The organism is Alistipes finegoldii DSM 17242 (genome assembly GCF_000265365.1).
GTDB classification, from domain to species: Bacteria; Bacteroidota; Bacteroidia; order Bacteroidales; family Rikenellaceae; genus Alistipes; species Alistipes finegoldii.
In genome coordinates this window covers 2,753,506-2,778,838 of sequence record NC_018011.1, presented here as the reverse complement: position 1 = coordinate 2,778,838, position 25,333 = coordinate 2,753,506, and the positions used below count along the sequence as shown (strand labels likewise).

16 protein-coding genes and 1 riboswitch are annotated in these 25,333 nt (G+C 53.0%); of the genes, 13 read left to right on the top strand and 3 right to left on the bottom strand.

Annotation, left to right across the window (positions count from 1 at the left end; translation table 11 throughout):
* Positions 1–12: 12 nt before the first annotated feature.
* The 5 genes from ALFI_RS11980 (at position 13) to ALFI_RS11960 (ending at position 9,031) form a co-directional block, all read left to right on the top strand.
* Positions 13–570 (top strand): sugar O-acetyltransferase, encoded by a 558-nt coding sequence (locus tag ALFI_RS11980; RefSeq protein ID WP_014776007.1) that lies wholly within the window; start codon positions 13–15, stop codon positions 568–570.
* Between the two features lie 13 nt (positions 571–583).
* Positions 584–2,851, top strand: coding sequence for a PAS domain-containing sensor histidine kinase (locus ALFI_RS11975; protein WP_014776006.1), 2,268 nt, complete (start codon positions 584–586; stop codon positions 2,849–2,851).
* Positions 2,852–3,010: 159 nt separating this feature from the next.
* Positions 3,011–6,412: an isoleucine--tRNA ligase gene (gene ileS, locus ALFI_RS11970; RefSeq protein WP_014776005.1), complete on the top strand. Its 3,402-nt coding sequence runs from the start codon at positions 3,011–3,013 to the stop codon at positions 6,410–6,412.
* A 174-nt stretch (positions 6,413–6,586) separates the two neighbouring features.
* The gene (locus ALFI_RS11965; RefSeq protein ID WP_014776004.1) at positions 6,587–6,967 is read left to right on the top strand and encodes a TraR/DksA family transcriptional regulator; all 381 of its coding nucleotides are present in this window, start codon (positions 6,587–6,589) and stop codon (positions 6,965–6,967) included.
* 207 nt (positions 6,968–7,174) lie between these two features.
* Positions 7,175–9,031 carry a BamA/TamA family outer membrane protein gene (locus ALFI_RS11960; protein ID WP_014776003.1) on the top strand — a complete coding sequence of 619 codons (1,857 nt, stop codon included), beginning with the start codon at positions 7,175–7,177 and terminating at the stop codon, positions 9,029–9,031.
* A gap of 53 nt (positions 9,032–9,084) precedes the next feature.
* On the opposite strand, the gene ALFI_RS11955 is transcribed toward ALFI_RS11960, so the two are convergent.
* From ALFI_RS11955 to ALFI_RS11945, 3 genes are all read right to left on the bottom strand, one after another.
* Complete coding sequence (locus ALFI_RS11955; protein WP_014776002.1) at positions 9,085–10,512, bottom strand: WG repeat-containing protein; 1,428 nt, start codon at positions 10,510–10,512, stop codon at positions 9,085–9,087.
* A 392-nt stretch (positions 10,513–10,904) separates the two neighbouring features.
* The gene (locus tag ALFI_RS11950; protein WP_014776001.1) at positions 10,905–12,875 is read right to left on the bottom strand and encodes a M56 family metallopeptidase; all 1,971 of its coding nucleotides are present in this window, start codon (positions 12,873–12,875) and stop codon (positions 10,905–10,907) included.
* Between the two features lie 2 nt (positions 12,876–12,877).
* Positions 12,878–13,243, bottom strand: a complete 366-nt coding sequence (locus ALFI_RS11945; RefSeq protein WP_014776000.1) for a BlaI/MecI/CopY family transcriptional regulator — start codon at positions 13,241–13,243, stop codon at positions 12,878–12,880.
* 486 nt (positions 13,244–13,729) lie between these two features.
* Here ALFI_RS11945 and ALFI_RS11940 point away from each other — a divergent pair, with 486 nt between their 5' ends.
* The 8 genes from ALFI_RS11940 (at position 13,730) to ALFI_RS11905 (ending at position 25,324) form a co-directional block, all read left to right on the top strand.
* Positions 13,730–14,797, top strand: coding sequence for a site-specific integrase (locus tag ALFI_RS11940; RefSeq protein ID WP_014775999.1), 1,068 nt, complete (start codon positions 13,730–13,732; stop codon positions 14,795–14,797).
* A gap of 429 nt (positions 14,798–15,226) precedes the next feature.
* Positions 15,227–16,120, top strand: a complete 894-nt coding sequence (locus ALFI_RS11935; protein WP_004289225.1) for a phage integrase SAM-like domain-containing protein — start codon at positions 15,227–15,229, stop codon at positions 16,118–16,120.
* 46 nt (positions 16,121–16,166) lie between these two features.
* Positions 16,167–16,496, top strand: coding sequence for a site-specific integrase (locus ALFI_RS17710; protein WP_004289226.1), 330 nt, complete (start codon positions 16,167–16,169; stop codon positions 16,494–16,496).
* Positions 16,497–16,882: 386 nt separating this feature from the next.
* A riboswitch (cobalamin riboswitch) is annotated at positions 16,883–17,074 on the top strand.
* Between the two features lie 155 nt (positions 17,075–17,229).
* The gene (locus ALFI_RS11925; RefSeq protein ID WP_007567599.1) at positions 17,230–18,147 is read left to right on the top strand and encodes a DUF4465 domain-containing protein; all 918 of its coding nucleotides are present in this window, start codon (positions 17,230–17,232) and stop codon (positions 18,145–18,147) included.
* A gap of 64 nt (positions 18,148–18,211) precedes the next feature.
* The gene (locus tag ALFI_RS11920) at positions 18,212–19,993 is read left to right on the top strand and encodes a PKD-like domain-containing protein (protein ID WP_004293827.1); all 1,782 of its coding nucleotides are present in this window, start codon (positions 18,212–18,214) and stop codon (positions 19,991–19,993) included.
* A 14-nt stretch (positions 19,994–20,007) separates the two neighbouring features.
* Positions 20,008–22,098: a receptor L domain-containing protein gene (locus tag ALFI_RS11915; protein WP_014775997.1), complete on the top strand. Its 2,091-nt coding sequence runs from the start codon at positions 20,008–20,010 to the stop codon at positions 22,096–22,098.
* Between the two features lie 28 nt (positions 22,099–22,126).
* On the top strand, positions 22,127–23,227 hold the full coding sequence (locus tag ALFI_RS11910; RefSeq protein WP_004293828.1) for a YncE family protein: 1,101 nt from the start codon (positions 22,127–22,129) through the stop codon (positions 23,225–23,227).
* An 18-nt stretch (positions 23,228–23,245) separates the two neighbouring features.
* The gene (locus tag ALFI_RS11905; RefSeq protein ID WP_007567603.1) at positions 23,246–25,324 is read left to right on the top strand and encodes a TonB-dependent receptor plug domain-containing protein; all 2,079 of its coding nucleotides are present in this window, start codon (positions 23,246–23,248) and stop codon (positions 25,322–25,324) included.
* Positions 25,325–25,333 lie beyond the last annotated feature (9 nt).

The following is a 25,333-nucleotide window of genomic DNA, read 5'->3' as shown; positions in this document are numbered from 1 at the left end:
TATCCCGCTCGTATGAAAAGCGAGAAAGAGAAGATGCTGGCGGGCGAATGGTTCGACCCGCGCGACGAGGAGCTGACGGCCGACCGCGACCGCGCCACGCTGCTGATGCACCGGCTCAACGCCGAATGTCCCGGCCACGACGCAGCATACCGCGCCGCTCTGCGCGAGCTCTGTCCCAATGCAGCCGGATTCATCCGCGCGCCCTTTTACTGCGATTACGGCTACAACATCCATATCGGCGAAGGCTCTTTCGTCAATTTCGACTGCGTCTTCCTCGATCTGGCTCCGATCCGTATCGGGCGCAATACGCTGATAGGGCCCAAGGTACAGCTGCTCACCCCGCACCATCCGCTGGACCCCGACCTGCGTGCGACAGGCCGCGAAGCCGGCAAACCGATCACCATCGGCGACAACTGCTGGCTGGGCGGCGGCGTCATCGTCTGTCCGGGCGTCCGGATCGGCAACGGCGCGATAATTGGAGCGGGTTCGGTAGTTACGCGCGACATTCCCGCGGATTCGGTTGCCGTCGGCAATCCGGCCCGCGTCACCCGCACGCTTTCATACACTTAACTGCGACTCCGTTATGTTTACCTCCGGCGCTCCCGATCTTCAATCGTTGATGCAGCTGCTCGACGCGGCCCAAATGGGGTGGTGGAAGGCGGATTTCCGCACGGGCGAACTGTTCTTCTCCGACTACATCGTCGATCTGCTGGGACTCGGCAGCAACCGGGCCGCAGTCGGGGAACTGATGCCGCTGACGCGCGAAGATTACCGGACACGGATACACAACGAATTCCTGTCGCTCAAGGTCGGAAACCATTTCGACGAAACGTTCCCCGTCGTACTGCCGGAAGGCGAAATATGGATCCATACGCAGCTCGTCCGCAAACAATCGGACCCGCAGCAGGGCATCAAACTCTTCGGCTACCTCCAGCGCGTTCCGGTCGCCGGCCGGAAAGAGGCGGACGTCCTCACGCTCGAAAGCAACTATTACGCGGTGCTGAAGGAGAACAAACACATGGACGAGCTGCTCGACCACCTGCCGATCGGCTACTTCCGCATCCGGCTGCTCTACGACGACGACGGCCAGGCGACCGACTACCTTTTCCTCTCGGTCAACCAGACGGCGCAGCAGATTCTGGGCGTAGACGCCGCTGATTACCTCGACAAGACCGCCCGCGAAATAGACATCCCCGTAGACCGGCACATCGACGAGCTGGCGGCCATCAGGCTGGGGGATTACAAGATGGACCAGTGGCATGCCTCCAAAACCGGCCGCTACTGCCGCAGCTTCCTCTACAACACCCCCAACGACGCGACGGAGATCGTGATCCTGATCCTCGACATCACGGACGTCGTCACGGCGCATCAGGCGCTCGACGAAAAGGAGAAACTGCTGCGCAACGTCATTCAGAACGCCCCGATCGGCATCGAGATATACGACCGCACAGGGCATCTGGTGGACATCAACGCCCGCGATCTGGAAATGTTCGGCGTAACCGATCCGGCAGGCATCCGGGGACTCAGCATTTTCGACAACCCCAACTTCTCGGCCGAGATCAAGGACTGCATCCGCGAAGGCCGGGGTACGGACTTCACCACACGCTACGATTTTTCGAAAGCCCGAAGCTATTACGACACCAGCCGGAGCGGCTACATCGACTGGACGGCCCGCATCCGGTGTCTCTACAACGACACGGGCGAAATCACCCACTACCTGCTCATCAACATCGACAACACGGAACTCCGCCAGACGCAGGACCGGCTCACGGAATTCGAAGCGCTGTTCCGCCTTATCTCCGAATACGCGCAGGTGGGATACATCAACTACAACCTCTGCAACAAAGAGGGTTATGCGCAGAGCGTCTGGCTGCGCAACTACGGCGAAGCCGACACGGCCGCCATCGGCGACGTCATCGGCAAATACCGTCATATCCCCCCCGACGACCGCACGGTGCTGCTGAACCGGCTGGCGCAGTTCGAGTCCGGGGAGATACAGTCGGCATCGGTCTCCTGCCGCGTCCTGCACGACGACGGCCGGACGACATGGATCAAAATCCACCTCATCTGCCGCGACTACCGGCCGCAGGAGCAGGTGATCGACATGCTGGGAATCAATTACGACATCACGGCGCTCAAACAGACCGAGCAGGAGCTGATCGCCGCCAAGGAGCGGGCCGAGGAGTCCAACAAGCTCAAGACGGCGTTCCTCGCCAACATGAGCCACGAAATCCGCACGCCGCTCAACGCCATCGTAGGCTTTTCGCAGCTGCTGACCACCGAGGAGGACCCCGAAGTGCGCAAAGAGTACAACGACATCGTGTCGCTCAACAACGGACTGCTGCTGCAGATCATATCCGACGTACTGGACCTCTCGCGCATCGAATCGGGGCATGCCGATCTGGTCAGGACCCGGTTCGACCTGCGGACGCTCTGCCGCGAAGCCGTCGAAACGTTCCGCCTGCAGACTCCGGAGGAAGTCGTGCTGGACGTCGAAAAGGGACTGCCCTCCTGCACCGTCTGCCAATACAGGCAGGGGCTGATGCAGATATTGGCCAACTTCATCCGCAACGCACTGAAATTCACACCAAAAGGATTCGTCACGGTGGGATTCGAACGCAAACGGGACCGGCTGAGTCTCTATGTCCGCGACACGGGCATCGGCATTCCGGCCGAAGAGCTGGACAAAATCTTCGAACGGTTTTACAAGGTGGACACCTTCACGCAGGGCACCGGACTCGGACTTTCGATCTGCAAGAGCATCGCGGAGCAGATGGGCGCACAAATCGGCGTCGATTCCGCCGTCGGCGAAGGTTCCTGCTTCCGGGTCGAAATGCCGATCGCGGAATAAGCCCACGCCGTTTTTGCGGCGGCGGCCTAATCGGCGGAATTTTGCAGATTTTCAAATCTTTTTTATATCTTTGCGAGTTGTCGGAAAACGAATGACGTTTCCGGCAGTTCCGGCTTTGCTCCGGGTGCAGGATCCGAACGAAAACAAAACACATACACCATGAAGTTCAAAGAGTATAAAGGTCTCGATCTGGCGCAGACGGCCGCCGACGTGCTCGGCGAGTGGGACGCCCGCGATACATTCCATAAAAGCATCACCACGCGCGAAGGACACCCCGCGTTCGTATTTTACGAAGGCCCCCCGTCGGCCAACGGCACGCCGGGCATCCACCACGTCATGGCCCGTACGATCAAGGACGTTTTCTGCCGCTACAAAACGCAGCAGGGCTACCTCGTGCACCGCAAGGCGGGCTGGGATACGCACGGACTTCCGGTCGAACTGGGCGTCGAGAAGAAGCTCGGCATCACCAAGGAGGACATCGGCAAAAAGATCACCATCGAAGAATACAACCGCACCTGCCGCGAAGCCGTCATGGAGTTTACGGGCATGTGGGAGGACCTGACCCGCAAGATGGGCTACTGGGTCAACATGGACGATCCCTACATCACCTACGACAACAAATACATCGAGACGCTGTGGTGGCTCCTCAAGCAGCTCTTCGACAAGGGGCTGCTCTACAAGGGCTACACCATCCAGCCCTACTCGCCGGCGGCGGGAACGGGTCTCTCGACCCACGAGCTGAACCAGCCCGGCTGCTACCGCGACGTCAAGGACACGACCTGCACGGCGCAGTTCGAAGTCATCCGCGACCAGAAGAGCGAGAAGCTTTTCGCCGGCGTCGAGGGACCGCTCTATTTCTTGGCTTGGACTACCACGCCGTGGACCCTGCCCTCGAACACGGCGCTGGCCGTAGGTCCCGCGATCGAATACGTCAAGGTCAAATGCCGCAACCCCTATACCGACCGTCCGCAGACGGTCATCCTCGCCAAAGAGCTCGTGCCCGCATACTTCACCAAGAAAATGGAGGGAACCTATGAGATTACGGGCGAAAGCTGGCAGGGTCCCGAACTGGAAGGCATCCGCTACGAGCAGCTCATCCCGTGGGTAAAGCCGATGGGCGACGCGTTCCGCGTGATCGTCGGCGACTACGTGACCACTTCGGACGGTACGGGCATCGTGCATATCGCGCCGACGTTCGGTGCCGACGACGACCGCGTAGGCCGCGCCGCAGGCATTGCGCCGCTGTTCATGGTGGACAAGGCCGGCAAAAATCAGCCGATGGTAGACAGGCAGGGCAAATTCTTTCTGCTGGAGGAGCTCGATCCCGAATTCGTGAAAAATAATGTCGACGCCGCAAAATACAGGGAGTATGCGGGCCGTTATGTGAAAAACGCATACGATCCGAATATCGCCTGCGATGCCGAGACGACGCTCGACATCGACATCGCGGTGATGCTCAAAGCCGAAAACAAGGCCTTCAAGATCGAGAAGCACACCCACTCCTACCCCCACTGCTGGCGTACGGACAAACCGGTGCTCTACTACCCGCTCGACTCGTGGTTCATCCGCACCACGGCCCTGCGCGAGCGGATGATCGAACTAAACAAGACGATCCGCTGGAAGCCCGAATCGACCGGCACGGGCCGTTTCGGCAAGTGGCTCGAAGGATTGGTGGACTGGAACCTTTCGCGTTCGCGCTTCTGGGGAACCCCGCTGCCGGTATGGGCGACGGAGGACTACTCGGAGCTGAAGTGCATCGGCTCGATCGAAGAGCTGACGGGCGAAATCGAAAAGTCGGTCGCCGCAGGCTTCATGAAGGAGAATCCCTACAAAAATTTCAAGGTCGGCGACATGTCGGCGGAGAACTATTCGACCAAAAATATCGACCTGCACCGCCCCTATGTGGACGGCATCGTGCTGGTCTCGTCGAAGGGCGAGCCGATGAAGCGCGAAAGCGACTTGATCGACGTGTGGTTCGATTCGGGAGCCATGCCCTATGCGCAGCTGCACTACCCGTTCGAGAACGGCGGCGAGCATTTCAAGACGGTCTATCCGGCCGACTTCATCGCCGAAGGCGTGGACCAGACGCGCGGCTGGTTCTTCACGCTGCACGCCATCGCCTCGATGCTGTTCGACTCGGTGGCTTTCAAGAACATCATTTCGAACGGTCTTGTGCTCGACAAGAACGGCAACAAGATGTCCAAGCGCCTGGGCAACGGCGTCGATCCGTTCGAGGTGCTGGCCACCTACGGAGCCGACGCCACGCGCTGGTACATGATCTCCAACTCGCAGCCGTGGGACAACCTCAAATTCGATAGGGACGGCGTGGACGAAGTGCGCCGCAAGTTCTTCGGAACGCTCTACAATACCTATTCGTTCTTCGCCCTCTACGCCAACGTGGACGGATTTACGGGCCGGGAGCCGGAGGTTCCCGTGGAGAAGCGTCCGGAGATCGACCGCTGGATCATCTCGCTGCTCAACACGCTGGTCAGGGACGTGACGCGTTCGCTCGAAGATTACGACCCGACGCCTGCGGCGCGCGCCATTCAGGAGTTCGTGGGCGAAAACCTCTCCAACTGGTACGTACGCCTCAACCGCAAGCGTTTCTGGGGCGGCGGCATGAACGAGGACAAACTGGCGGCCTATCAGACGCTTTACACCTGTCTGGAGACCGTTTCGATGCTCGCGGCGCCGTTCGCACCGTTCATCTCGGACCGCATTTTCTGCGACCTGAACGCCGTAAGCGGCCGCCATACGGACGAATCGGTACACCTCTCGACCTTCCCGAAGGCCGACGGGAAGCTGATCGACGCCGATCTGGAAGAGATGATGTCGCTGGCCCAGCGCGTATCGTCGATGGTGCTGGCCCTGCGCCGCAAAGTCTCGATCAAGGTGCGCCAGCCGCTGACCAAAATACTGATTCCGGTGCTCGACCCGGCAATGGCGCAGCATATCGCCGCCGTGAAGACGCTCATCATGAACGAGGTGAATGTCAAGGAGATCGAGCTGATCGAGAACACGGCGGGCATTATCACCAAGCGCATCAAGCCCAACTTCAAGACGCTGGGACCGCGCTACGGCAAATACATGAAGCAGATCGCCGCCATGACCGCGGAGTTCACGCAGGAGCGGATCGCCGAAATCGAAGCCGCTCCGGAGACGATCCTCGACCTCGGCGCCGAGAAGATCGCCGTAACCCCCGCCGATTTCGAGATCACCTCGGAGGACATGCCGGGCTGGCTCGTGGCGTCGGAAGGCAAGCTGACCGTGGCGCTCGACATCACCGTAACGGAGGAGCTGCGCGCGGAAGGCGTGGCACGCGAGTTGATAAACCGCATCCAGAATATCCGCAAGGATTCGGGATTCGAAGTGACGGACAAGATCCGGGTCGAGATCGAGCAGAAGGAGCTCGTGGCCGACGCCGTCGCCAAATACGCCGGTTACATCGCATCGCAGACGCTGGCCGTCGAGGTCAAGACCGCGGCACAACCTGCGGGCGGAGTGATCGTCGATTCGGATGTCGATGACGAGCCGGTACGGATCGCCGTAACGCGGATTTAGCCCGTCCGGAACGTCTCCGAGTCCCTTTTTCGGTGAATTTGGAACGGCAAGCGTTTCATGCTGAGCACGATGCGCGGGTATGTCCGGGCGGAATCGTATAATGAGATGTAAAATTTGGTATTTACGAAAAAAATAGTTAATTTTACATAAAACCTAATTAAGGAGAAGACGACTATGGCAGACGAAAGAACGAGATACAGCGACGCCGAACTCGAAGAGTTCAAGCAGCTTATCCTGAAGAAGCTGGAGAACGCGCGTGCGGACTACGAGCTGCTGCGCGCCACTATCACCCACACGGCAGACAACGACACGGAAGATACCTCGCCGACGTTCAAGGTCCTCGAAGAGGGCGCAGCGACTCTCTCGAAAGAGGAGAGCGGACGCTTGGCGGCGCACCAGATGAAGTTCATACACAATCTGGAAATGGCGCTCGTGCGTATCGAGAATAAGACTTACGGCATCTGTAAAACCACGGGCAAGCTCATTCCCAAGGAGCGCCTGATGAAAGTGCCCCACGCCACCGAGTGTATCGAGGCCAAGGAGGGACGCAGGTAGAACCGGAAGGGCGCGCAGACGGACTCCGACGCGGCGTCACGGGCCCGGTACGATTCCGGAAGGCGGAAAAATCGCAGGACATGCCCGGAGATAACATCCGCAGAGAGTGTATATTGAGGAAAAGACGACCGCCAAGGCCGTCTTTTCCTGTTTCGGGGAAGCGCTTTTTTATACGTTTTGCCGAAAAATTACGTTATCTTTGATGACATGTATCGCCGGATCTGCATACTCGTACTGACCGTCCTCGCGGCAGTGAGCGTTTGTTTCGCCCGAACGGCCGGTCCCGGCATGCGCGGTCCCGAAATAACTTCTCCCAACATAAACTCGCCCGACGGATTCAAGCCCGACAGCCTGAACACCGCCACTTCCGAACGCAATCAAAGGCTGTACGACAGCATCCAATCCAAGACCAACCGCCGCGCCGTGCCGCGCATGCTCTACAGAATGCTTTTCGTAAAGCCCGTGCTGGACACCACATTCAGCGGCCGCGTAGTGGACGAAAGCCGCCTGCTGAAACCCTATGCGGGAAAAACCGTGGGCGACATCACCATCGAGCGTCAGCATCCCTTCGACTCCGACGGCAACTGGCTCGAACGTACGGGCAACAAGATACACTTGCTGACGCGCGACCGGGTCATCCGCCGCGACCTGCTCTTCAAGCCGGGCGACAAGATCGACCCGCAGCTGATCGTGCGCAACAAGCAGCTGCTCCGCTCGCGCCCCTACATCTCCGACGTCGATATCACCCTGATGCCCGATTCGCTGGATTCGACACGCGTCAATATGGTCATATGCACCCGTGACAGCTGGACGATCAGCGTCGACGGCGCCATCCACGGCGAGGGCCGCACGATGGTCGGACTGTCGGACGCCAACATTTTCGGCTGGGGCAACACCCTGAAGTTCAATACCAACTTCAGCCGCAAAGACTTCTCATACGGCGGCAACATCGTCGAATACGAAATCCCCAACGTTCTGGGAAGTTTCTACACGGCGGATTTTTCGGCCGGACGCGACTTCTACAACTCGGAGCTGAACATGGGGCTGCGCAAGGAGTTCATACGTCCGACGGACTATGAAATCGGCCTTACGTACAGCGATGTCAAGTCGAAGCGCTACATGATCGACCTCGACACTTCGCTGCTCATCAAGGTCCGCAATCTGGACGCATGGGGCGGCAAGTCGCGCTATATCCGCTCCATCAATTCGAGCGTATATTTCACGGGACGCTACAGCTACGCCCGTTTCAGCCGGCGGCCGCTGGTTGCCCCCAACCACAACCCCGCGCTGCACGACTACGACGCCATGCTCTTCGGGGCCGGTCTCTACCGCGAGAAGTTCTATTCGGCCAACATGATCTACGGATTCGGCACAAGGGAGTACCTTGCGACGGGTTACAAGGCCGAGCTGGTCAGCGGATACTCGTGGGGAGAATTCAACGACGAAATGTATCTGGGCATGACCTATACGACCGGCGGATTCCGCTCGGTGGGCTATGTCATGGGAAGTATCACGCTGGGAAGCTATATCGACCTCGCAACCGGCATGTGGCGCCATAGTGCGGTGGACGTGGACCTGAAGTGGTTCTCGAACCTGTTCATGTTCAAACGCAGCCGCATCCGCCAGTTTCTGGCCTTCAACTATACGCAGGGCTGGAACCGCGGCACGGGCAGCGACGAAATAATCCGCATGACCCGCATAAACGGACTGCAGGCGCTCAAGGAGCATGTCACCGGCACCAACCGCATGATCCTCAACACGGAGACCGTATTTTTCACGCCCTATCAGCCCCTCGGCTTCCGTATCGCCCTGTTCGGATTCGCCGACTTCGGACTGATCGGCTATTCCCCCAACATCTTCAAGAACGACTTCTTCACTTCGTTCGGCTTCGGCGTGCGCATCAAGAACGAAAGGCTGATTTTCAACACGATACAGATACGTCTGGGACTCGCCTTCGGCAAACGCGGACTGGTCGAGAGCGAATATGTCCGCGTATCGAACCAGACCCGCATCGAACAATACCGTTACCGTCCGACACGGCCCGAAATCGTGGGATTCAAATAAGTCGGCGGACCGGACAGCCAACAAAAAAACGGAGGTCTCGGACCTCCGTTTTTTTATTGCCCTTCGACGATCTGCCCCTTGTCGTCGATCGTCATCACCCGGTCGTACTGTTTCACTTTCGCCGTAAAGTCGTGGAAATCTTCGGCTTCCTGATACTTGCAGGGAACGACCTCTTCGCCCTTGCGGTTGATATAGCCGTACCCCAGCCCCTTGACGAAAACGCGGGCCAGACCGCAGCTGAAAGGATATGCCTCGTGGTATTTGAAGGGTACGACGAGCTGGCCGTTCGTGGCGATATAGCCCCAGCGGGCGTCGTAGAAATCCTCGGAATTTACGCCGAAACGCATCACCGGGGCGCGCATCTCGCTGAACTCGCCGGCATCGTCCCACTTGGCGGGAAGCACTTCGCGCCCTTCGGTGTCGATATACCCGCAGCGCGGCTCCATCCCCTGAAAATTCATGCCGTAAAGGTTGGTATTGAACGGCGCCAGACCATCGTGGAACTCCCCGATGCGTTTATAGCGGAACGAACTGACTTCATTGCCGTTGCGGTCCACAAGTCCGTAATTGACATTGTTGTAGCTCACCACGGCAACACCGCCCGAAAAGGGCTTCGCCACGGCGAAACGGGGCGAAATCGCCACATTGCCCTTTACGTCCACATAGCCGAAATTGCCGAACTGTTCGAGCATAAAGGCCGCAAGTCCTTCGCCCGGCGTATCGAGGTAGTAGTACCGGCACGGAATCGTCTCGCGGCCCAGCGTGTCGATCAGTCCCCACTGCCCGCCGTAAGGCTCGTCGCGCAGCATCATGCTGCCTCCGTAGTTGGTCCGGGCATAGCCGTCCTTGAAATCGGAAATGTAGGTGAAGAAGCAGGGAAGCACTTCGCGGCCGTCGGCGTCCAAGAAGCCGTGCTTGCCGCCGCTCGTCACGGGAATCAGCCCGTATGCGTTAGGCTCGCCGATCAGATTGTAGTCGCACGGCACGACCACTTCGCCGTTTTCGCGCAGATAGCCCCACTTGCCGTCGCGCAGCACGCGCATCCAGCCCCGCTCGTCCGGCTCGCCGATTTCGGAGTACAGGCAGGGAATAACCATCTTCCCCGACTTATCGACGCGGCCCCAAAGCTCGCCCGCGGCCTGCACCCACGCCATGCCGTCCTCAAACGGTTCGGCAAGCACGAACTGCGGAGCGATCACGAGCCGTCCCACGGTGTCGATATATCCCCAAGCTCCTTCGGGGACCTGTACCGCGGCCAGTCCGTCGGCAAATCGGCGGGCGTCGGCATAGCGGCATTCGATCGCCAGCCGCCCCGTTCCATCGACATAGCCCCAGCGGCCTACGCCCTCGTTGATATCGAGCACGGCCGCGCGGTTGTCGCTCATCTCCCCCACTTCGGCATATTTGGCCGTACGTTTTTCGAACGACCGGCCGCACGAGACGAGCGTTACGACTGTAAGAAAAAATAGCAGGCGTTTCATAGCTTCTGTTTTGTGTTTCCCTTGCAAAGATAGCGCAAGCCGGGCGCAGAACCAAATTTTTCGGTTTCGCCCGGAACGGTTCTCCGCAGGGAAGGCGTCGTCCCGGCAAAACCGACGGCGGCCGGGCTGAAAATTCACCGCGCCGACGCCCGCCGAGACTGCCGCCAACCGGAATTTACGCAGGCAAGGACAACCTGTCACGGGCGATTTCCGCAAGTTTCGGGCCTGCATTGCCCGCACGCCGAAAAAACCCGGAACGGCAAAACCGTTCCGGGCGCGAACTTTTTATGCTTATGGCGGTTGGTTTTCGTCGTATACAACCGGACGGCAACGGATTTTATCGTCTCAACCCGGCAATCCGTCCCCCTCCGGCTGTCTGCGGTTACCTGCGACTATCTGCGCGTCGTAATCTTGATTACGCCCTCGCTGCCGGCACCGTATTCCTTGGCGGCCTCCTTGCCCCGCAACACCTCCATACGCTTGATTTTCTGGGGTGCAAGCCGAAGCACGTCCGCTTTGGACGCTTGCTCGCCGTTAATGAAAATCACGTAGTTATCCGGTATCTCCGAAGGATTGTGCAGCGTGACGCGGCCCGTAAAGACCGTTTTGCCCGACTCCGTTTTCGAATGATCCACGCGCGTCGTGCCTTCGCCGGTCGTAACGCGCCAATAAGACGGCGTTTCCGACGCCGCACCCGCGACGACCGCCCCGCCGTCAGCAGTATCGGCGGAGGAGTCCTGCATATCGACTGCGATCGCCTCGGAGAAGGAGATTTCCGACTTTGCCTGCGCGCGGGCTTCGTCCAGCTGCTTCTGCGCCGCTTCGAGCTGTTTCTGCGCCTGCTTCCACTCCTCGGCCGACATATACCGCCGTGCCGCATCCAGCCCGGCACGGGCGGCCTGCATCCCCGCTTCGGCGGCTTTCAGGCCGGCGTCCGCAGCCTGCATCGTCTGTCCGGTCATAATGCGAATCATCCCCTCCGCAGCAGCGGAGTCTTCCCCCTGCACGGCGGCGTCCTTGGTAATGCGGATCGACCGGACGTTTCCGGACAACTCTTCCAAGTCGCCGGCATCGACGTCCCGCCCGTTTATTTTCCAGACCATGTCTCCGCCGAGCGAGTCGCGCCTGCCGTCGATCCTGTAGGTCATCGTACGCACTCTCCCCGCAAGGGAATCAGCCTCCGTCCCGACGCCGCGCACCACGACGGCAGTCGAACTGCTGTTGCCGCCGTACGTGAACGTCTGCATCTGCGAGTCGGCACCGTCCTCCTTCGTCGTGACGATAATCACGCCGTCCCGGCCCTTTTCGCCGTACGAAACTTTCGACACGGAATCCTTGAGCACCGAGACCGAAGCGATCCGGTCGGCGGGAAGCGAATCGATCGATTTCACTTCGCGGCCGTCCACCAGAATCAGCGGATTGCCGGATTTTCCGTCCGAAGGGTCGATTTTTGCGTTCCGAATGAGAATCGTAACATTTTCTTTTTTACCTTTGTCATCAGGAAAAACATAGGCGGTGCGGGCGAAGGCTCCGAGGGCGAGTCCCGCAAGCGGCAGCACGAAAAGCACTCTGGCTACGGCCCACCGCGACGATCTTTTACGTAACATCATGGTAATACGGTTTTTAAGTTTACTGTGATTAAAGCTGTTGGCGACTGAGTACCACCTCCCGCCGGCAGCTTTCCTTATTAATAATAGTTGATAATGTTTCGCATCGACGCCGCTGTCGAGGACAGCCTCGTCGGCTTCGTATTCGTGAATGGCCCGCAGTTCGCGGCGAAGCAGCCACATCGCGGGATTGAACCACTGGAGGCAGCCCGCGAGATCGGTGAGCAGCAGATCGACCGAATGGCGCAAACGCAGATGAGCCTTTTCGTGCAGGACGATCGCGTCGCCGTTTTCGGACAAATCCTTCTCTGACAATACGATATAACGATACCAGCTGAAAGGCGTCACCGAGCGGCCGATACGCACCAGCACCGTTCCGTCGGCCAGACGTTCACGACGTCCCCGGCGGATCATGCGGATCACGCCGAAAACCGATCCGAACGTCCAGAGCAGCGTCGCCCCCGCTCCGGTCAGAAAAACAAGGGCCGCGGCCTTATCCCACGGAAACGGTTCGGGCTGCGGTTCGGCAGGCGCCTCGAAGAGCTGCTCCGCAGCTGGCATCTCCGGTGCGGCAGGCAGTTCACGGTAGATCGTAATGACGCAGAACGGCAGTATAAACGACAGCACCATAGCCGCCAGCACCACGATACGGTTCAGGCGGTGGAAGGTCTCGCGGCTCAGCAGCAGTTTGAAAAAGAGGTAAAACACCGCCAGACAGGCGCCGACCTTCAGGCTGTAGATCATCAGGGCGTACATGGCTACCGGCGGTTTTGATTTTCGATGCGGTCGATCAGCTCTCGAAGGTCCTCGACCGAAATCTTCTCCTCCTCGACCAGCGCGGAAACCGCCCCAAGATAGGAATTCTCGAAATACTTGCTGATGACACCGCCAAGCGTGCGGCGAGAAAACTCCTCTTCGGTCACCACCGGATAATACTGATAGGTGCTTCCGAAGGTCTTGTGAGCGACATAGCCCTTGGCTTCGAGAGCGCGGACCATCGTCGAGAGCGTATTGAAATGGGGTTTAGGCTCGGCGGCCAGCGCGACCAGTTCCCGCACGAACAGCGGGCCGTGTTCCCAGAAACAGCGCATCAGTTCCTCTTCCCTGCGTGTCAGTTTTTCCATAGCGTCGGTTGTTTTTAAAACCGGGCAAACGAGTATATCCCGGTGTCCGCCAGCAAAGGTAACTAAAAAAAATTCACATCCAACTATTTTACATAGTTTTTAAACTAAAAAATATAGTTTGCATCTGACAAACAGAAATTCAATCCCCAAATTCGTCGCAAACAATACCCGACGGACCGATCCGACCCACCGGGAACTGCACAAAAAATCCCCGGCCTTACAAGCCGGAGTTTTGTAGGTAAGAGAAAGTGCAGAAAAGAGTAAATATTTTGTTTACAGTTATTTAATTCTCTCTTCTGCATGTGCTCCGAGCAATAGAAAAGCAAAATCGGGCAGGTTTAACGGTGAGTTGTGTTACTTATCCGTTACCTGCCCGAAATGCTTTTATTTGCATTTAAGACAGTCGTTTTCAGTTCGTTGCATTGAATTTCCGCATAACAAATAACTTGACTTAACGTTTAACCCATCCTCAAAGTTCAAGTTATCATGCAACGCAGCACTTTCAAAGTCCTTTTCTATGTGAAAAGGCAGTCCGAAAAATCGGGTCAGGTTCCCGTCATGGGCCGTATCACCATCAACGGCACGATGTCGCAATTCAGCTGCAAACTCACCGTCCGTTCCTCCCTCTGGGATGCCAAAGCCAACAAAGCTTCCGGCAAAAGTCTCGAATCGCAGCGCATCAACGAGAAATTGGAGAATATCAAGACCAATATCGGCAAACAGTATCAGCGTCTCTGCGACCGGGATTCATACATAACGGCCGAAAAGGTCCGCAACGCCTTCCTCGGTATGGGCGATGATTGCCGCCTGCTGTTACAGACCTTCGACGAATATCTTGCGGAGTTCCGCAAGCGTGTGGGCAAAGACCGCGCTTATTCCACCTATGAGGATTACTGTCTGCGTCGCAGGCGTCTTGCCGCTTTCCTCGAATACGAATACCATGTAAAGGACATTCCGTTCAAAGAGCTGAAGCGGGAGTTTATCGAAAAGTTCGTCGTCTACCTCTCCACGGTAAAGGGTCTTGCTTCCGGGACGATCTGTGCCGGAGTCAAGAAACTGCGTCTGATGACCTATACGGCCTATAAGAACGGCTGGATTCTCGTCGATCCTTTTGCAGGGTTCCATGTCAGGCCTAAATACGCCGAACGGCGCTATTTATCCGCTTCGGAATTGCAGGCCGTGATGGACGTCGAACTTCCTAACTACCGAACGGGCATTAACCGGGATGCCTTCGTCTTCTGCGCTTTTACGGGCCTGAGCCATTCGGACGTAGCAAAGCTGACCCATGCCGATATTCATACAGACGACAATGGGGATTATTGGATCATCGACAAGCGGCAAAAGACAGGTACACAATTCCGTGTCAAACTCCTTCCCGTTGCTGAAATGATCTACGACCGTTATAAAAATCTGCATCTGGAAGGTAATAAGGTCTTTCCGATCAAACGCTACTATAAGACGATGAACATGTCCTTGCGGCATGTTGCCAGACATGCTGGATTGTCATTCAATCCGACAATGCACGTGGCGAAACATCATACAATCTCTATCTAATTGAAAATTAAACAGTTATTTCTGTTTAATTAATATCAGGTAACGATTTAGAAACGAGCGAATTACAATATTCTGTTTTCTTTTGCCTCTGTCAAAGAACGATTCTTTCAATGCAAATATACACTTTACTTGTGACAAAAGCAATCTTTTTCTACATTTAATCGACTTACAGTCAGCCTTAAAGAGGGTATCTGGTCTCATTCCATCTTCTTCCTCAAAAATAACATAGCAGTCTAAATTGGTTTATGTATGGGATAGGTCTTGTTCATTCGATCCGGTAGACTACTATACATAAAAGTATAAAGGCGAGATACGACAAGGAGATGCCATGCTTTTGTGTAAGGGGAATCTCTCTTAGCTTATCGCAGACCATGTATAGCTAAGTGTTTTGAGAATAAACAGTCTGTAAAAAACGGAAAGACACCGATTATGGGCCGTATCACCATCAATGGAACCCAAGCCGGTTTCAGTTGTAAGAAAGAAGTGTCCCTCGCTTTGTGGGACGTCAAAACCAACCGGGCCAAAGGCAAGTCCGAGGAGGCCCGTACACTCAATCAGGAGCTTGACAATATCAAGGCGCAAATCACCAGGCACTACCAGTACATCTGCGACCACGACAGTTTTGTTACAGCCAAGAAAGTCTATAACCGCTATGTCGGCTTCTCAGAGGAATGCCACACCCTTATGAACCTTTTCAGGGAACAGCTGGAACCGTATAAAAAGAAAATCGGCATAGAGAAAGCCGAAAGCACCTACTGCGGTCTGGTTGCCGATTACAAGAGTCTCCTGCTTTTCATGAAAAGCAAGAAGAATGCAGAGGATATTGTCATCGAAGAACTTGAGAAATCATTCATCGAGGATTACTACAACTGGATGCTCGGTACATGCGCTTTGGCAAACTCCACTGTCTTCGGGCGTGTCAATACCTTGAAGTGGCTGATGTATATCGCGCAGGAAAAAGGCTGGATACGGGTTCATCCGTTCGCATCATTCGAGTGTATGCCCGAATACAAGAGGCGTTCTTTCCTTTCCGAAGAGGAACTGCAAAGGATAATCCATATAGAACCGAGATACAAACGCCAGCGTGCCATGCGCGACATGTTCCTGTTCATGTGCTTCACCGGTCTTTCCTATGTGGACTTGAAAGCCATAACATACGATAATATCCATACCGACTCCGACGGCGGTACATGGCTGATGGGCAACCGTATAAAAACGGGAGTGGCGTATGTCGTAAAATTATTGCCCATTGCTATCGAACTGATTGAAAAATATAGGGGTACGGATGAAAAGAAAGACTCCCCGAATGTGTCTTTCCGGTAGGTGAATACAATGCCATGCGGCTCAGTCTTGGAATCATAGGCAGGAAATGCAACTCCGGGGCGAGGTCACCCCGCACATCGGACGCCACGCATTTGCCGTTCTGGCCATACTCAAGGGGATGCTGCTGGAAACTCTTCAGAAAGTGTTTGGGCATAAGTCCATCACATACGTCCTGCGCATCCATTCACTTGTCCGGCGCAGGCGGGGCAATCTTTTTCTGGAAGTCGCCCATCTGTACGACCAGCGTGCTGACCAGCTTTCTCAACTCCTAATACGCGCTTGTTTCAATAATTGTCAGTTCCATACTAAAATTCTTTTTAAGATTCTGAATATGCGACAAAGTAACGCACATCCTATATCCTTTCCAAACAGATAATATCAGAGTCTTCCGTTGGCGTGCATTGGCGTATCCAACGTTAAAAGAGAAGGTCCTTCACCTGCATCCATGCGGCAACGGAACTTCCATTCCCTTACTTGTTTTCCATAAATTTATAGGATTAATTTCTGGTGCATGATATTAATAGTCATTATTCTGTCTGCTTTTTTTGCTTGCATAATTGCAGCTAACAGTTATCTATTCCAGAACGCATTGTTATGGAAAATGGCAAGCTGTTTTGTTGGTTTATGGATATTGTGTATGATAATTACCGTCTTCGTTTGTCGTAAACTTGAATGCTCTAATTAAAACAGTACGGTTGTCATGCTTTGTGTGTTTTATTATAAATATTATGAATTATTTGGAATTGATATGTAATATAGATAATTTTGCAGTCGGGAAATGGTTTCGGGAGGTTTACGCCTTCCGAATGAAAAGGGAACCCGGTGAAAATCCGGGACAGTACCCGCTGCTGTGAGTCCACAAAAACGGACATCGAACTTTTGCCACTGGTGTAATACCGGGAAGGCACGATGACCGGGACGAGTCAGAAGACCTGCCATGACCGGAATGAGATTTACACCTGCGGGATATACGGGTCGTAATCAAATAAGGAATAGCTCATCGGCCATTCAATATTTGAAGACAGACATATTCCCGTTCGTGTAAGTCCGCACGAACGGGAATTTTTTGTGTTTGTTAATAATATGTTTTACATTAAAATGAGTGACCTATGAAAAGAAAATTACGCTTTCTGGCAGGTGCCTGTCTATTTACCGCAACCGCCTTGTTCTCTGGCTGTAGTTCGGACGATGACTTTTTGATGGACCCGGTTGATTCCGGAACTTCGCAAACCCGTGCTGTGACAAATCCGGACGGTACTTTAACTATCACTTTCGATGATTTCGATCCCGGCATGTTAGCAGGACCTACCTCGGCCGGAGAAAATCTTTATTCGTACCAAGGGTATCCTCAAGTAACCACCATTTACGACAATACTCCGGAAGAATATCTCTTCCTTTCAATGTTTAATACTGTAGGTGGAAGCACAGAGTATTCCAGCGGCGGCATCGCACTTTCCAACTGGAACATCCGCTCCAATCAGTCGGGAAATACCGGAGACTGGTGGTATTCTTATCTAAACCAATGTTCTGTCTATAACACTGCGGTGGAAGCGGAAGGACAGAATAAGGAAGCCGGGCACAGCGGTTCCAATTTCGGTGTCGTTTACGGATATGTGGATGCTTACAATCAGGCATGGATGGCTAAACCAGAATTTTATTTCAATGTTCCCCGGAAATTGGTCGGCCTGTGGATCTGCAACACCTCATACACTTATGGTGTCATTACTTATGGTAATCAGTTCGGTTCTACGGGGGTAGCGACTCCTCTGAAAGAGATGAAAGGGTATTTCCAAGTGAATCTGGAATGTTATGATGCGAATGGCGGTCTGATCCGCACTTACAAACGTCTTTTAGCCGATTATCGTAACGGCCAACAACAGGTTGATCCTATCACGACATGGGATTATTGGGAAATCAATGCCGAAGGGGTGCAAAGTGTGAAATTCAACTTCGAGGGTTCGGATTCGGGAGCATACGGTTTGAATACTCCGGCTTATATCTGTATTGATGATATCACCATACAATAAAAAGAATACAAGGATATCCCTTCTGTCGGGGGTATCCCTGTTATTTTTCTAAAATCCACACATCATGCATCGTTTTCACTATTTTATTATTTCTGCCTGTATGCTGTTCACCTCCTGCAACAAGGATGAAGTCATTACCGAAGAAGTAGGAGGACAACCTATAATAGAACTTGACAGCGAGACCGGTATTTACACGGTCAAGGTCGATCACGAATTGACTATCGCCCCGACATACCAGAATGTTGAAGATGCTCTTTTTGCTTGGACGATAGACGGTACGCTGGTTTCTTCGGGTCCGTCTCTTCAACGTACATGGAATGAATGCGGGGATTTTTATGTCAAACTAAGAGTAGACAATGCGGAAGGCTATGCCGAAGAGGAACTGAAAGTAGAAGTGAAAGAACTCACCCCTCCGGTCATCTCACTGGCACTACCTTCGCAGGGGCTAAAAGTCGTCCGGAATACCGATTACACATTTACTCCCGATATTCAGCATTCGGATGTCGAAGGGTTCAAAATCGAATGGGTACGGGAAGGAAAAATCGTTTCCACCGAGAATACTTATACTTTCAATGAAAAAGAACTCGGTGTTTATACGGTGACAATCAACGCTTCCAATATAGATGGGACAACAACGAAAGACGTAAGCGTAGAGGTCGTGGAAACGATGCCCTACGTTGTCAAATTCCCGACCCCGTCTTACCTGCAAACATCCACGGACAGGTACACTTTTGCCGACCGTCCTGTTTTCCTGCGTCCGTTGTTGGAGTATTTCGACAATCCCCGTTTTGAGTGGAGTGTGGACGGTCAGGTCATGGAAGGAGAAGTGGAACGCATGTTCAAGTTCACGCCGTCCGCACCCGGAGAATACACCGTCTCCTGTACTGTGTCGGAAGACACACCGACGGAAAAAATAAGCAGGAATATCGACAAAGGGAAAACGGCTGTCACTGCCACCGTAAAAGTCGTTTGTGTGGACAAAAAGGAACAAGACGGCTTCCGGGCTTCGGGAAGTTCCAAGCTCTGGAATAAAGTCTATGAATATACCCCAGCTCCCGGCCAATTTATCAACGAGACGAGCACGATAGGCGGTATGACCGGCAACGAAACATCCCCTGAAGCGGCTGTCGCATGGGCAACACAGCGTTTGAAAGACAAACTGCACGTCTCTTTAGGTTCTTTCGGGGGTTATATCATCGTCGGCTTCGACCACAGTATTCCCAATTCGGGTAACCAATATGATTTCTGTGTTCAGGGGAACGCCTTTGACGGCAGTTCCGAACCGGGTATCGTATGGGTCATGCAAGATATAAACGGAAACGGATTGCCGGATGACGAGTGGTACGAACTGAAAGGATCTGAAGCAGGCAAGGAAGAAACAATACAGAATTTTGAAGTGACCTATTACCGTCCGGAAGGCAAAAAAATGGATGTCCAATGGATCAGTTCCGACGGTAGAAACGGCTGGGTAGACTATCTGTCCGCTTATCATACACAAGACTATTATTATCCGGCTTGGATTTCGGAAAACAGTTATACCCTGACAGGCACTTGTCTGGCCGCCCGCAACACCCAAGATTCTCAAACCGGTTATTGGGATAATCAGAGTTATGACTGGGGGTACGTGGATAATTTCGGAAACGACCAGATAGAAGGCGGCAGTACGGTGGATGGAAGCGGACAAAGGAACGGTTTCAAAATTTCCAATGCCATCCATGCCGATGGAACGGAAGCCAATCTGCAATATATTGACTTTATCAAAATACAATGCGGTGTTCTGGCCAAAAGCGGCTGGCTGGGCGAAGTTTCTACGGAGGTATTTTCTTTTGAGGATCTAACCAAATAATAAAAATTACAAGTATGAAAATTTATTTTCTTCCCATGCTCCTATCCTTGTTCTTTTTGGGAGCGTGTGACAAAAACGATGAAATTATACCTGAAGATGCAGATGAAAATTTCATCACATCGGTCGTGATGACCGTGGACGGGAAATCGTACACGGCCGACATTACGGACAATACAGTAACAATAACCGTTCCCTATACGGTATCGCTGAACAACGCCGAAGTGGAATTCAAGTACACAACTTCTGCAACAATCATACCTGATCCTGAAACGGTAACGGACTGGGATAACGAACGAACCTTCCGGGTGACATCCTATAACGGAGATGCCCGCGAATATACCTATAAGGTCGTGAAAAGCGAGATAGAATCTGACGGAGATGTGGAGTTGAAGACCACCGAGGAGGTAGCTTCTTTTGCCGCAACCAAAACAACCGTTGTCAAAGGGAACCTGATTATCGGCTCTGATGCGGAAGAGGCAGAAAAAATCACTGACATATCTGCATTGGCATCTTTGAAAGAGGTTACTGGCAACATTGTCATTCGTAACAGTTACAACGGTGCAGACTTGACAGGGTTGGATAATATCGTTTCTGCCGGAGGTTTACAGGTAGGTTCGACCGATGTCGCCTCGAAAGCTACGGAACTTCACATGATTTCCATGAAAGCATTGGAAACGCTCTCCGGAGACATATCGGTATATAACGACCAAGTGACGTATGTCCTATTCGAGAAACTGGCAACTATTGAAGGAAGCGTGATGTTCAATGCGTCGTCGTTACAGAGTTTTGAGTTTCCGGTTCTGACTACTGTAGGTCAGGATCTGAATCTTCAAGGACTCAATGAAGAGAACACAGCAGCCGGTTCGATTGCGTCTTTGGAAATACCGGAACTGACAAGTGTCGGAGGGGTCTTGTCCGTAAACAATCTTGCCAAGCTGACTTCCATGAGCTTCCTTAAGCTGAAAGAGACCGGTGGCCTTGATTTCCATACCGTCCCCGTGATGTTGGAAACCATCAACCTTCCGGAAATCGAAACAGTAAACGGAAGTATTATTATGGAAGCCAATATGGAAGCTCCTCCTACCGGTAGTTTTGTTCCCCAACGAAATGACGTGCTTCAGGCTTTCGGTGGAATGGACAAACTGACAACGATAAAGGGACAGATAAAGATAAAGAATTTCACGGCACTCAAACAACTTCCCGACTGGAGCAAGATCACCACACTTGGAAGCATCACGCTGGATTATCTTGAAGATGTGAGCGGAACACTGCTGTTGCCGAACGCCCGATTTGAAACCTTCGGAGAAACAGCGCCCCAGATTGAAATTATAAACAAGGTGCAGCTCTCCAAAATTGAAACAGCCGAAGATTTGTCAAATGTAAATTTTGTCATCACCAGTCTCACGAATAATAAGTTCCCTGAAATCACGTTCAAGAATATCAAAGACTTCACTTGTAAGCCAACCACCAACAATATCGATTATACCATATCGACAATTCAACATGTATATGGAAATCTAAATGTGACAGGCCAAATGCGAAGCAATGCCAAATTTCCCGACTTGGAAATCATAGATGGATATGGATATATCCAAATACCCATGTTTGCTTCAATCACAATGCCAGTCTTGAAAGAAGTGGGAGGACAGTTCTATTTATCTGGAAATTTTACCAGTTGTAACTTGCCCTTACTATCCAAAGTTTGTTGTTCAGCTTCTCCTGTATATTATAAAGAGGGAGAGGGTTCGTTAGCAATATCTTTACAAAGTAAATCGCTGGATATTCCGGAATTGCTTCACGTAGGAGGTGAAGGGTTGTTCGTTAATAAAGCAACAGGCATTACTTGTGATAAATTACAGACTATAGATGGTACGCTACAGATAAAAAGTGCGACTTCTCTTTCTCAGGAAACACTTTTCATGGAGAAGTTGGAGACCTTGCATGGGGTTGTTTTTGACGGTTTGACGAAATTTACCGACTACACTTTCTTCGGCAAGTTTATAGAAAACGGAATGATTACGGGGGAAAGTTGGAGCGTGACGAAATGTGGGTATAACCCAACCTTCCAAAATATGAAGGACAAACAATATACGCAGCAGGATTAAACCTTATACCTTAACCAGAGTACCCGTAATGATTCGGGTACTCTTTTTTATCCGAATGACAATGAGCAGAACAATACAACGGATTTGCCTTTTTCTTTTCTGCCTGCCAGTTTTCGGCAGTTGCATGAAATGGGATTACGGAGAGATGGAAGATTTCTCTGTATCGGCCTCTGGTCTTTTCATTACCAACGAGGGGAATTTCCAGTACAGCAATGCCACGCTTTCCTACTACGATCCCGCCACGTGCGAAGTGGAGAATGAAGTGTTTTACCGTGCCAACGGGTTCAAGTTGGGCGATGTGGCCCAGTCTATGGTTATCCGGGACGGTATAGGCTGGATCGTGGTGAACAACTCGCATGTGATTTTCGCCATCGACATCAATACTTTCAAGGAAGTGGGCCGTATCACAGGTTTCACCTCACCCCGGTATATCCATTTTCTGTCGGATGAGAAAGCCTATGTGACGCAGATATGGGACTACCGTATCTTCATCATCAACCCCAAGACATACGAGATTACCGGCTATATCGAATGTCCAGACATGGACATGGAATCGGGTTCCACCGAACAAATGGTACAATACGGCAAGTACGTCTATGTGAACTGCTGGTCGTACCAGAACCGCATCCTGAAAATCGACACGGAGACGGACAAGGTCGTGGACGAACTGACCATCGGCATACAACCTACTTCGCTGGTCATGGACAAATACAACAAGATGTGGACCATCACGGATGGCGGTTACGAGGGCAGCCCATACGGTTACGAGGCACCGTCTCTCTATCGTATAGACGCCGAGACTTTCACCGTAGAGAAACAGTTCAAGTTTAAGCTGGGCGACTGGCCTTCGGAAGTCCAGCTCAACGGTACACGGGATACACTTTACTGGATCAACAACGATATTTGGCGAATGCCGGTGGAAGCCGACCGTGTTCCCGTCCGGCCTTTTCTGGAGTTTCGGGACACCAAATACTACGGCCTTACGGTCAATCCCAACAACGGGGAGGTATATGTGGCCGACGCTATTGATTACCAGCAACAAGGTATCGTGTATCGCTATTCGCCGCAAGGCAAGCTGATCGATGAATTTTACGTGGGAATCATTCCGGGAGCTTTCTGCTGGAAATAACGAGGAAGGAGGACAAAAATGAAAAGACATCTTATTCTATTGTTCGTGGGGGTAAGCCTGCCCTTTCTGCTTGCCGCCCAGCAGAAAAATTCCGTCAGCATTACCAAAAGGGTACTACGTATTCCGGAGGTTACGGTGGTGGGCAAACGACCTATGAAGGATATAGGCGTGCAACGAACCCGTTTCGATTCCATCGCCATGAAAGAGAACATCGCCTTGTCTATGGCCGATGTGCTGACATTCAACTCATCCGTTTTTGTCAAGAACTACGGACGCGCCACGTTATCCACCGTGGCTTTCCGGGGTACCTCTCCCTCGCATACCCAAGTGACGTGGAATGGTATGCGCATTAACAACCCGATGCTGGGCATGACGGATTTTTCCACCATCCCTTCTTACTTTATCGATGATGCCTCGCTGCTGCACGGAACGTCATCGGTAAACGAAACGGGCGGCGGCTTGGGTGGTCTGGTCAGGCTCTCCACTTCTCCGGCCAACCATGAAGGGTTCGGGTTGCAGTACGTGCAGGGAGTGGGGTCGTTCAGCACGTTCGACGAGTTTCTCCGCCTGACCTACGGTGACAAACACTGGCAGTCCTCCACCCGTGTGGTGTATTCCTCTTCCCCCAACGACTACAAATACCGAAACCGGGACAAGAAGGAAAACATCTATGACGAGGACAAGAACATCATCGGTTCCTATTACCCGACGGAACGCAACCGCAGCGGGGCTTATAAGGATCTGCACGTCTTGCAGGAAATTTATTATAACACGGGCGAAGGCGACAAGTTCGGGCTAAACGCCTGGTATATCAATTCTAACCGGGAACTGGCGATGCTCAGCACGGATTACGGGAACGACATGGACTTCGAGAACCGCCAAAGGGAGCAGACGTTTCGCGGCGTCCTCTCGTGGGATCGCGTGCGGGAGAAATGGAAGGTCGGTGTAAAAGGCGGCTATATACACACATGGATGGCCTATGATTACAAGCGGGACAAGGGAAACGGCGAAATGGCTTCGATGACCCGCTCACGCAGTAAGATTAACACGTTCTACGGAAGTGCGGACGGGGATTATGCTCCTTCAGAGAAATGGCTGTTCACGGCCGGTGTTTCCGTACACCAGCATTTGGTGGAAAGCGCGGACAAAAATATCATCTCGCAGGAAGGTAACAAGGCTGTTGTCGGGTATGACAAGGGACGTGTCGAGTTTTCCGGTTCCGTTTCTGCGAAATGGCGGCCTGTCGATCGTTTTGCCGCCTCGCTTGTCCTTCGCGAGGATATGTTCGGTACGGAATGGGCCCCGGTTATCCCGGCTTTCTTCATCGACGGGGTACTGTCGAAAAAAGGCAATATCGTGGCGAAAGCATCCATCTCCCGGAACTACCGTTTTCCCACGCTGAACGACCTCTATTTTCTGCCGGGCGGTAATCCCGACCTGAAAAGCGAGCACGGCTTCACATACGACGTGGGGTTGTCGTTCTCGGTGGGGAAAGAAAATGTATATGCTTTGAGCGGTGGTATCAACTGGTTCGATTCGCACATCGACGACTGGATCATCTGGCTACCCACAACCAAGGGATTCTTCTCCCCCAGAAACCTCAAAAAGGTACATGCTTACGGGGCAGAGACCAACGCCCACCTTGATATAATGCTCGGAAAGGACTGGAAACTGGATATGAACGGAACTTTCTCGTGGACTTCCTCGATCAACGAGAGCGAACCGATGAGTCCGGCAGACCAATCCGTCGGCAAACAGTTGCCATACGTGCCGGAGTTTTCCGCAACGGTGACCGGACGTCTGTCATGGCGGACATGGAGCCTGCTTTACAAATGGTGTTATTACAGCCAGCGTTATACCATGTCGAGTAATGACTATACTCTGACGGGCTATCTGCCCCCTTACTTCATGAATAACGTGACACTGGAAAAACAGCTCTCTTTCCGATGGGCCGATCTGTCGCTAAAGGGCAGCATCAACAACCTGTTCGATGAAGAATACCTTTCCGTATTGTCCCGTCCCATGCCGGGCATCAATTTCGAGATATTCATCGGCATAACACCCAAGTTCGGAAAAAACAAAAATAGTAAACGATAATCTGCATCA

Bases quoted from the DNA above. Each gene is read 5' to 3' on its own strand.
- ALFI_RS11975 (WP_014776006.1), top strand. From the start codon at position 584: ATGTTTACCTCCGGCGCTCCCGATCTTCAATCGTTGATGCAGCTGCTC.
- ALFI_RS11910 (WP_004293828.1), top strand. From the start codon at position 22,127: ATGATTCGGGTACTCTTTTTTATCCGAATGACAATGAGCAGAACAATA.
- ALFI_RS17710 (WP_004289226.1), top strand. From the start codon at position 16,167: ATGCAACTCCGGGGCGAGGTCACCCCGCACATCGGACGCCACGCATTT.
- ALFI_RS11925 (WP_007567599.1), top strand. From the start codon at position 17,230: ATGAAAAGAAAATTACGCTTTCTGGCAGGTGCCTGTCTATTTACCGCA.
- ALFI_RS11960 (WP_014776003.1), top strand. From the start codon at position 7,175: ATGTATCGCCGGATCTGCATACTCGTACTGACCGTCCTCGCGGCAGTG.
- ALFI_RS11935 (WP_004289225.1), top strand. From the start codon at position 15,227: ATGGGCCGTATCACCATCAATGGAACCCAAGCCGGTTTCAGTTGTAAG.
- ALFI_RS11955 (WP_014776002.1), bottom strand. From the start codon at position 10,512: ATGAAACGCCTGCTATTTTTTCTTACAGTCGTAACGCTCGTCTCGTGC.
- ALFI_RS11980 (WP_014776007.1), top strand. From the start codon at position 13: ATGAAAAGCGAGAAAGAGAAGATGCTGGCGGGCGAATGGTTCGACCCG.
- ALFI_RS11945 (WP_014776000.1), bottom strand. From the start codon at position 13,243: ATGGAAAAACTGACACGCAGGGAAGAGGAACTGATGCGCTGTTTCTGG.
- ALFI_RS11915 (WP_014775997.1), top strand. From the start codon at position 20,008: ATGAAAATTTATTTTCTTCCCATGCTCCTATCCTTGTTCTTTTTGGGA.
- ALFI_RS11965 (WP_014776004.1), top strand. From the start codon at position 6,587: ATGGCAGACGAAAGAACGAGATACAGCGACGCCGAACTCGAAGAGTTC.
- ALFI_RS11940 (WP_014775999.1), top strand. From the start codon at position 13,730: ATGCAACGCAGCACTTTCAAAGTCCTTTTCTATGTGAAAAGGCAGTCC.
- ALFI_RS11920 (WP_004293827.1), top strand. From the start codon at position 18,212: ATGCATCGTTTTCACTATTTTATTATTTCTGCCTGTATGCTGTTCACC.
- ileS (WP_014776005.1), top strand. From the start codon at position 3,011: ATGAAGTTCAAAGAGTATAAAGGTCTCGATCTGGCGCAGACGGCCGCC.
- ALFI_RS11905 (WP_007567603.1), top strand. From the start codon at position 23,246: ATGAAAAGACATCTTATTCTATTGTTCGTGGGGGTAAGCCTGCCCTTT.
- ALFI_RS11950 (WP_014776001.1), bottom strand. From the start codon at position 12,875: ATGTACGCCCTGATGATCTACAGCCTGAAGGTCGGCGCCTGTCTGGCG.